The sequence below is a fragment of the Streptomyces xiaopingdaonensis genome (assembly GCF_000262345.1).
GTDB classification, from domain to species: domain Bacteria; phylum Actinomycetota; class Actinomycetes; order Streptomycetales; family Streptomycetaceae; genus Streptomyces; species Streptomyces xiaopingdaonensis.
This window is the reverse complement of the sequence record NZ_AJTQ01000170.1, coordinates 1-10,594: the sequence shown is the minus strand read 5'-3', so window position 1 is coordinate 10,594 and position 10,594 is coordinate 1. Positions and strand designations below refer to the sequence as shown.

Sequence of the window (10,594 nt, the reverse complement as noted above, 5' to 3'; positions counted from 1 at the left end):
TCGCGATGCCGATCCGCCGTCCCGACCCGACGCAGGAACCACGAGACATCGAGCCTGTCTCGGACTCGGAGAGCGACGACGGATTCGCAGTGCCGATCCGCCGTCCCAACCCGACGCAGGGACCGCACCAAGACCCGTCGTCGACGGCGGAGTTGGCGCCGCCCGCTCCCGCCACTTCCCGGGCGGGCGGGCCGGGCGGCCGGCCTGCGCCGCGCTTCGTCACGGACTGGTCCGAATCCTCGCAGGTCTCCTTCCAGCAGCGCTCCGCCGCCATCCGCGCCATCGACGTCGCCGTCCAGCGGGTCTCGCCGCAACCCCGGGCGGAGGAGCTCCAACAGGTGCTGCGGGCGGTGGAGACGTGGAAGGCGCAGAAGACGCCGAGCAGCAGCCGATGGGACGCGGTGGCGCAGCTCGAGCGCGCCGTCCACGATCGGCTGCGCGAGCTGGAGTCCTCCCGACGGCCGGGGCCGCCCGTCCCGGAAGCCGCGGGGGAGACGTCGAGCGGGCCCGCCGGGAGGCGCGGCGGCGGGCGGTCCGTCCGGGTGGGCGGGTTCGGACCGGCCAGCGGATTCGAGGCGGAGCTGCACGAGTTCCGCCTCCAAATCCCCCCGGGCGAGGACGACTCCGCGTACGACGTCGTGGTGACGCGGCCCGGCCTTCTGCACCTCACCCTCGACCACGTGGGCGACGTGCCGATCCTGGAGGTGGTCACCGCGCCCGCGCGCAGCCTCTCGGGGGCCGCGCAGGACGGCCGTGCCGAGCACGGCGACGTGCTGGACGCCTTCCACGACGTGTTGGCGCGGTTGCGCGGTGCCCGCCAGGGCATCTCCCTCGGGCAACTCTTCCCGGCCGAGGCCGGATACGAGGTCGACCCGCTCGCCGCGGACCTGGCCGTCCGCTCCAACCCGCCGGGCACGGGCACGGTGCTGGTGCACCACACCGGTACCGCTCCGCTCGCCGGCGCCCCCGCCTTCATCCAGCACGTGGTGGAGCACATGCGGCAGGAGCTGCCGCAGCTCCAACATGCCGCCGGCCACGCGCGGGACGGCCTGCGGTACGCGGAGCAGGGCGCCGAGCGGTTCCGCGCGTGGCTGGCGCGCTCGCCCGAGTGGGCCGGTCAGCAACGTCCCTGGGACGCGGCCGAGTTGCAGGGCGCGCTCGCCCTCGGGTACACGCAGGTCGCGGCGGCCGCCGACGGTCGGAGCAAGCACCTCAAGGAGCTGACCGCGGTGGCGTCCCGGGACTCCCTCGGGGCGATACGCGCGGCGTTGGGGCCGGCGCCGCGCGCTTTCCTGGAGGCCGAGTCGGCATGGCTCGCCGACACCTTCGTCGCGACCCTTCCCGAGTCCGTGCAGCAGCGCGGGGAGGTGCTGGAGCGGCCGTTGAAGGGCGCCGCCGCCCCCGTGCGGATCGGCCACTACCTCGACAACCTGCTGCACGCCTCGCCGGAGCACCGGGTGGGGCAGTACGAGGCGTTGACGATCCGTACCGAGTTCGGGGCGCTGGACGACAACCGGGACGGCGAGCAGCCCCGGATCGATCCCCCGGTGGTCCGGATGGAGGCGCGGCACTACGCCACCCGCTATTCCGACGCGCAGACGGTGGCGACCGAGTTCGACACGCTCTCCGACCTCTCCGTCCAGCTCTACAACGAGGCACGGGAGCTGCACGGCCTCCCCCCGGTGGGCGAGCCGCTGGTGCCGGAGCCGACGAACTTCCCGCCGACCACGGGGGCACCACCCCCCTCGACCGTCCCCGAGCCGCGGTCCGCCGTGCCCTCCCCGCACGAGACCACCGTCTCCGACCTCTCGGCGTCGGAGCGGTCGACGATATCCCCGGAGGCCGTACGCGAGCTGGCACACCGGTTGCCCGTGTTGACGCCGGACCAACGGCGGTCGGAGCTGGGCTGGCTCTCCGACGCCGACCGCAACGCCGTCGCCGCGGACCCGGCCGTGGTGGACGCGTTGCGCGACGGACTCTCCGCCGCGGAGTTCGCCCGGACCGCGGCCCAACTGATGGTGCACGTACCGCCGGAGGTGCACCAGCCGGTCTCCGCGCGGCAGGAGGCAGAGCAGCGGCTGTTCCCGATGCTCAACGACCCGGAGGCGACCGCACGCCTGCTGCACCAGGGCGTCCGGATCTTCGTGGCGCCCCGGGACGTGCCCGGCACCGAGCTGGGACCGTTCCGCTCGTTCGACGGCGCGCGTCAGAACGGGCGCTGGTTCGCCGCGGAACGTGGCTGGCACTCCTCCGGGCGGGTCCTCGCCGGCGAGGAGAACCTGCTCGGCGAGACGACCGAGGTGCCGGGCGCGGCCACCTACCACGACGGATACTCCACCATCACGCACGAGTTCGCCCACGCGCTGTACCACTACGGCCTCAGCGCCGCGGACCGGGCGCTCGTCGCGGAGGGCTACCGCGCCATGCTCGAGCGGGGGACGGGCCCCGACGGCCCGGTGCACGACCCTTCGGGCATCAATACGGAGTCCAGCTACGCCGCGCGCAGCGAGGAGGAGTACTTCGCGCAGTTGAGCAACGCGTACCTGGGGACGAACGAGGGCACCGACCCGTTCACGGGGCAGCCCAGGGAGAACACCGCGGACTGGGTGCGTGGCCACGAGCGGGACATGCTGCCGCTGTTGGAGAGGGTGTACGGCGCCGACCCGACGGCGGTGAGCCCCGGTCCGGCGAACCCGACCACCGCGACCGCCGCGGAGAACGAGACGTACGCCGGCTTCCGCGCCCTCTTCGACCGGGCCGAGGAAACCCTGACCGCGCAGCCGCATCCACCCGTGCCCGGCGCGGTACGGGCCGGCCCCACCGCGGCACCGGGTCTCCTCCCGACGGCGACGTCCACCGGCGGCGAGCCCGCGGGCAACACCTCGAACGTGCCCGCCGACGAGCCGACGGATGTTCTGTTCAGCCCGCCCGCACGCCCCCGGCCCGGCGCGTCGCCCGAGGCCACGGCGACCGTCCCCGCGGCCACCCCGGCCCCCACCGCCCCGCCGGGTGCACCGGTCGGCACCCGGAACACGGGCACGGAGCACGACCCGAAGGTGGGCTTCGAGACGCCGGGCTACCCCCTCGACGTCCGGGAGGTCGTGGGCGACGGGGACTGCTTCTTCCGGTCCGTGCTGGAGAGCGCGGCGGCGCAGGGGGTCCCCGGGTTCGACGGGCTGGACGTGCAGGGCCTCCGCCGGGAGCTGCGCGACCACCTCCGGAACAACCCCGAGCAGGCGGCGGGCTTCTTCCTGGAGCGGACGGACCCCGTGGAGATCGTCCTCGCCGACCTGGGACCGTCGGCCGCCGTCCGGGAACGGGTGCGTGCGGGCGACCCGGGTGCCTGGCGGGACCTCCTTCGCGGCAGCACCTACGGCGAGTTGCTGGACTTCGCCCCGACCCCGGCGCAGGCGCGCACGGTGGGCCTGGTGGAGACGCTCGCCCAGACGGCGTGGCGTACCCAGATGTGGAACTCGCCGTTCGGCGACCTGATCCCCGAAGTCCTCGCCGCCACCAGGGGAGTCGACCTCCGGGTGGTCTCGCCTCTGCACACGCAACGGGTGAACCCGGACGCCGACGGCGTGCCGCTCTTCGTCGCGTACAACGACCGGAACCACTACGAAGCCCTGGAGCCGTCTCCGGCCCCCGCTCCCGTCCCGGGGGCGACGACACTGTCCAAGGCTCCGGACCCGTCGACCGTCGGCCCGAAGGACCCGACGGGGAAGGTCCTCAGTGCGCCGGCCAACACGCCCGCGGTCGTCTCCCGTTGGGGAGCTCTCGGGAGCCTGGGGAATCCGGCCGATGCCGCCGGCCCGGGCGGCCTCGGGAAGGCGTTCGCGTGGATGCCCCGGGTCGCCCTGCCCGAGGTCAACCTCCCCTCGCTCGCCCTGCCCTCCGTCTCGCTCCCGTCGCTCTCCCTGCCGGCGCCGCACGCCCGACCGTCCGGCGTCTGGCAGCAGTTGCGGGACTGGACCTCCGGGCTCCTCGGCTCCACCCGCACGCCGGCACCGATCGACAACGCACCGGACGGCGCGCGGCAGGAGCAGCCGAAGCCCCAACCCGCGCCCGTCGAGACGCAGTTGGACCGCAACCGGCCGCCGCGCATCCTCCCCGCGACGGACGGGACACCCACGATCGCGCCTCCCGAGTCGGTGACCTTCGCCGACGGCAGCCGGTTGCACCCGGAGTTCCTCAACCCCGCGGACGGCACCGGCGACCGCTCCGGCGGCCTGATGCCGGGGCTCGGTGTACAGACGCTGCGGGACAGCGACCGGGTGGCGGAGCGAATCCTCGCGGGGCTGCCGGAGCGCGTGCGGCGGACGTTCGACCACACGGAACTGCGTCGGATGCTGCGCGAGGAGCCGGAGGCCTTCACGGCTGCGCACGGGGCGCGGTTCGTCTCCCGCGAGAAGTCCGGCCGGGGCTTCGAGACGACGGTGCGCGCGCGGCCGCGGCATCGCTGGGAGCGGTTCGCCGACCCCGAGGGCCTCCCCTTCACGATGGAGGGCGCGCACCGCGGGACGCGGACGACGGGGGTCCCGCAGTCGGTGAGCCGCGCCCGGCGCCTCGCCGGCGCCGTGAGCCTCGGCCCGCCGCTGAACTGGATGGTGAGGGTCGGCGGCACCTTCGGCCGCACCCGCCGCACCGACTACAACACCGGCACCCAGCAGTCGAGCGAGACCGAGTGGCGCTCCAGGGCCGGCTCCCACCTCCACCTCGACGACGTCTCCTACCAGGTGGACGTCGACGAGGTCGCCCTGGACAAGTCCTCCAGCCGGCCGGGGCCCGTCAACTCCGCCGCGACGCCGACCAACTCCGCCCCCGCGCCCGCCGGTTCCTCCGACGCGCCCACCGGCAGCACCGGAAACCGCACGACCCAGGACGGCAGGACCGACGCACGGCAGACTCCCCAGGGCTGGCGTCGCACCCCGCTGCGGCAGGACCGGTTCGACGTACGGAACGGGCTGACCTGGCGGCTGCCGGACGCGCTCACCGAACAGCGCACCGCACCCCCCAGCGTGCCCACCGAGTTCGCCCTGCCCTCCGGGGCGCGGCCCCGCGTCACGGACACCACGGCGCTGCACTTCACGGACGCCCCGCAGACACCGGCGCTCGACATGTTCGGTGCGCGGCCCGGCAGTTCGGCCCACCGCGCTCTGGTCTCCTGGCTCCGCCCCTCCCGACTGCTGAGCCTCTTCCCCCAGTTCCCCGGCGAGCAGGCGGGCCCGGAGCTCACCCGGGGCGCGCGGCGGCGTCCGCTCGGGCACCTCGTGGTCGACCGGGTCGAATCCCACACGGCGCGGCTGGTGACCGAGGCGACCACGATCGAACTGCGGGACACCGGGAAGTTCGTGCAGCAGAACGACCGCAGCCACAGCACCGGTACGTCGGTGGGCGTGCAGTTTTCCGCCGGCCCCCAGCAGACGCTCCTGCTGGGCCCCGTCGACCTGCGTATCCAGGGCGGCCCGTTGGCCGGCGTCGACCTCGCCACCGGGCGTACGCTGCTCGTCGGCGGCTCGGCCGCGCGCAAGACGACGGGCGTGACCAAGGGGACGCCGACCGCGCTCTACCAGGTGGACCGCACGCTCTACCTGCGCACACCGGGCGAGCCGGCCGACGCGGCGCGTCCGATCCGCGTCACCACCCTCGACTGGATGCCGGCGACCGAGGCGCGGCGGCTGGCCGGTTGGGACACGGCTCCGCCGGCGCACTCCGACTCGGCGCCCGAGGGCATCCGTCCGCAGGCCGCCCCCGAGGCACCGCCCTACCTCCGCAAGGACCACCCGACGCACCTCGGACAGGTTCGGGTGGAAGGGTTCACCCCGGAGTCGGCCTCGACGGCTTCGCGCCCGGCGAGCCCTTCCGTCGAGCAACTCGCCGACACCGTGCTCGACGCGCTCGCCGAGTCCTACCCCGGACTCTTCCGACCCCGCTGGCAGCGCCGTTTCTTCGGGGAGTTGGCGGCGCGCCACCCGCGGCTGAACCGTTTGGTGCGCGGCGGGGAGTACAGCCGGACCGCGCTGCAGAACGAACGGCAGGTGCGGGAGGCGCTGAACTGGCCGTCGTTGAAGCAGGCGCTGGAGCGGCTCGCCACCTCGGGGGTGCCGGTCACCGTCACCGAACAGGGCGCGTTCCAGCGCACCCAGCACACGGTCCGCCTCCGCGCCGACCTGCGGGACCGCCAGTACGAGGGCTCGTCGAGCGAGCGCGGGCTGCGCTCCGGGACGGCTTCCGGCCAGCAAGTCGGCGGCGGCGAGCAGGCTTCGAGCGCGCAGACGGTCGGCGTGCAGCTCGGGCTCTCTCCGCGGGACCACGAGACGGCTCCCGAGACCGGGTGGGCCAAGCGCATCGGATGGCTGACCCCGGGGATTCGGCACGTCTGGTCGAAGCAGCACAGTACGAACGCCCAGACCACCGTCTCCACCGATCACCTGACGGCGCAGACCGGCGTGCACCGGTACTCCTACCGCATCGAGCTGCACGCCACGATCGAGAACTACCGCCGCCCGCGGGCCCTGCCCCGCCTGGCCACCCTCGGCCTGCTCGGCACCGGCGCCTTCGTCCGGCGCAGCGCGGAACAACCGCTCTTCGACGGTCGGCCCGCCACGATCGGAAGGGTGGAGCTCGGCGCTCCCGCCGCGCACAGCCCCACCCCCGCGCCCGCGTCGTCCGCTCTCACGACGTCCGCGCCCACGACGTCCGCCCCCACGACGCCGGCGCCCACGACGCCCACCCCCACCCCGCCGGCGCCCCTCAGCTCCGCAGAGGCGGAGCAACTCATCGACGGCAGCAGCGAGTTGCCGGCACCGAAGGACGCCCCCGCGGAGTGGACACGGGAGTTGCTCTCCCACCCGTTCGTGCTCCAGGGCATGGAGGGCGCGCAGCAGCGGCTGCGGGCGGTCGAGGAGGCGGCGCGCGAGGCGTCGGGCGATTCCTGGCACGTGACCACCCCCGGTGCGCCGGCGTACGAGGCGCTGCACCGGGCGATGGAGAACCTCGCGACCGTCGGCCACATCGGGCAGCTACTCGGCGCGTTCGGTTTCCGGAGCACGGGGCTGAACGCGTCGGGGCCGTTGCAGAACCACCGGTTCCAGGCCGCCGTGCGGGGCCTGTTGCACCGGCCGCGGGTGCTCGGACGGCCCGCCAAGGGAAGCTTCGAGGCGACCCTCGGCTCGGACAGCACCCTCTCCGGCAGCGTCTCCACCTCCTCGCGTACCACCGTCGGGATGCAGAACTCCCTGCTCCTGCAGCAGATCGACGGCCACGAGCCGGTGCACGGCAGCTACGCCGCCGGGCTGCAGCACGGCTGGGGGAAGGGCAGCTCCGCCTCCCGCTCGCTCAGCAACGGCCGCAGTACGACGCTCAGTTACGCCGGCCGGCAGTACGCGCTGCTGGCGGACCTCACCGAGCACCTCGCGGTGCGGGACCGGTGGAGCGCGTTCGCCGGGCTCTTCGGCACCGGCTCGGTGGCAGCGGTACAGCGGGCCGTCGCCCGGCTGTCCTCGCAGGCCGGGAACCTGGTGCCGAGTCCGCGGCGGGCGGCGGGACGTCGGCACACCGTCCAGGACGCGCTGTTGCTGCACCTGCCGATGCAGGACGCCATCGAACTGGGCCTCGCCGAGGACGGCATGGGCACCGCCACCCCGCGGATGCTCGCCGACGGCTACCGGCTTCCGTCCTACCTGCGGCAGCGCGGCTTCCTCGGCCACCCCTCCGGGCAGCTCGACGCACGGGAGATCGCCGGCAACCTGCTGCCACGGCTGCAACGTCTCGGAGTGTCCGCCGAGGACCGTGCGCAGGTGCAGCACATGCTCTCCCCGGACATGCTGCTCGGCCAGCACGCCCAACTCACCGCGGACGGCGTCGGGTTGCCGATACGCTACGCACACGGCGCGGACCCGCGCCGGCTGACCGACGGCAGACCGGCCGAGGTGCGGTTCCACCTCACCCCCGTCACCAAGCGGGTCGAGCGGCTGCGGAACGGCTTCGAGATCGAGGACGACCGCACCCTCGGACAGGGCGCGAGCCACAGCCGCAGCTACGGCAGCGGCACCGACGCCTCGCTCGGCGTCAGCCCCGCCGCGGCGGTCGATCGGGGCACGACGGGGCTGCTCGCCGCCGGCCCCTCGCTCCAGGGCGCCGCTGCGCAACAGGAACAGTCCAGCAGCACGCGTTCCGACGCGACGGCGTCCACCCCGGGCATGTCCACCACCCAGTCCCACACCCAGCTGGTCACCGAGTACGAGCTCAGCGTCACGGTCACCGACCACCTCGGCAACTCGCTGCTCGGTCAGGACGGTCGGGACGCCGAGGTGAGCGGCCCGGTCGGACAGCTCCGCGAACTGCTGCCGACGGGCGTGCTGCTCCCGCAGGGCGACGCCGCGCACCCGGCGCTGGGCGAGGCGGAGCTGAAGGCTCCACGGCGCGGTGCGCATCCGCTGGCCGCGCGGGACGCCACCCCGGAGGGTATCGAGGCGTGGCGCTCCGAGGGGAACGACCTCTCGCTCGACGACGTCATCGGCACCGGGTTCGTCGCCGTCGACATGCTCGGCTCGCAGAACGTCGGCGACGCGATGACGCTCGCGACCGGCCTCGCGGAGGGGCTCGGCGACGGCGGGTTGGGCGGCCCGCTGGGCCCGGCCGCGCTGGCGGACGCGGTACGGCGGGCGCGCGAGACGCCGCTGACGGGGTTGGGGACGGCGCCGGCGCAGGCGATGCAGGAGGCGACGGGGCAGACGGGACTCAACTCCTCGTTGCGCGGGGCTCTCGGGCCGAGCGGGCGGCGGTTGCCGCAGCTCTCCTCGGCGTCGCTCTTCGGCCAGTCGCACACGGCGGACGCGGCGCTGTACGCGAAGCTCGGCAAGCAGGGCGCGCGCCTGCTCGCCGTCGAGCACGCACCATCCATGGAGGGGAAGGCGGGCAGCGGGACGGATACCGCACAGACCGCGGCAGCGCAGCAGAGCACCGAGTCGACGTTCGGCCCGGCGCCGATGGCCGGCACCGACGAAGCCGGAGTCATCAGCCCCGGCGTCTCCGCGCCGCTTTCGAGCACGGTCGCGGGCGAGGCGCTCAAGAGCGGCGCCGAGCTCGCCGGTTCGAGCAACCCCAAGGTGGGCACCGGCCGGGCGATGCTGTTCGCGCTGCCGGTGCGGTGGTTGGCCGTGGTCGAGGCGCACCGTCGGATCGGGGACAGCTCCCTTGCGCGGACGTTCGGTCACGTGCCGCGTGGCCCGCGTGCGGTGGAAGCGGAGACCACGGCGCTGGTGTGGGTCCGGCAGGATCTCGCCGCGGACCTGGGGCTGTTGGACGAGGCGTCGTTCCCGGCCGCGGTGCGCGGCGCCTGGGACGGGGTGGCGGCGGCGCAGGCCGACTTGGTGGCGGCCGAGTCGCAGTACTACGACGCGCGGGCCCGGTCGCGCGCGGCGTGGACGGCGATGGACAGCGCCCAACAGGACCTCGCACGCGACGACTCGGGCACCACGACCGCCACCTCCGCACACACCGACGAGGCGCTGGAACGGGTGCGTGAGTGGCGGCAGGCCCGCGCGGACACCGAGCTGTGGGCAGGGCGTACGGAGGCCGCGGCGCAGCAGCGGCAGCGGCTGCACGCGGCGGCGAGCCGACTGACGGAGTCGCACTACACCAACCCCGCGACGGCGAAGGGCGGTTCGCCCTCGCGCCCACCGGTGCCTGCGTACGAGCCCCCCGCGTGGCGCGAGCGTCCGCCGGCGGAGTACCGGGTCTCCGGCGGGTCGGGGACCGAGCGCAGGCTGACCCCGGCTCAGTCGCCGGCGGCAGGCGCGAACCCCCGGCCGAACCTGGTGGCCCACCCCGTGACGCACGGTGGGGCGTCGTTCTTCCACGCGTTGACGGCGGCGGCGAAGTACCACCTGCCGCGTGCCCCGTTGGTGTCCACCGGCTTCTGGTCGAGGTTCGCGACGAGCTGGTGGGGCTCCCCTGCGGACGTGGAGACCGTGCGTGCCCGCCTGGTGTCGGCGCTGGCGGACCCGTCGAACCGGGACGTGCTGCTGGCGCTCGCGCCGGGGCGCGCGGACGCCTTCACCCAGGCGGAGTTGGACGCGGCAGGCGTCCGACTGGAAGGGGCGCACGCCGCCGAGTTCCGGGCGGTGGGCACGGTGCCGGAACAGCGGTGGCTGACGGACGAGGAGCGGTTGCGGCTGGCGACCGCCGCCCTGTCCAGGGACTTCGACGAGGCGGACGCGCAGACCTGGGACCACTGGGCGGCGGATGTCCTGCCGGTGCTCGCGGCACGCGAGTTGGGCACACCGCTGACGGTGGTCACCGAGGACGGCCGGGCGCACCGGTTCCTGCCCGCGGGGATGGACCCGGCGACGGAGTTCGGTGCGGCGGGCCCGGAACCGACGCTGTTCCTGGTGGACGGCTTCTTCCAGGTGGCCCTGCCCGAGGGGGCGCGTCCCTGGGCTCCGCCGGAGACGTCGAGCGAGACGACGGCGCCGTCCGAAGGGCGGCACCCGAGCCACACCAGGTGGCCGTGGGCGGCGACGAGCACGGACGAGACGTCCCGGTACACGCTGGAACGGGACGGGACACTGCGCGGCCCTGACGGCACCGT

At 74.4% G+C, this 10,594-nt stretch carries 1 pseudogene; it reads left to right on the top strand.

Annotated features, from left to right (window positions below):
• Positions 1–89 precede the first annotated feature (89 nt).
• Positions 90–10,594: pseudogene (locus UWG_RS30055) on the top strand (hypothetical protein); the annotation flags it as partial.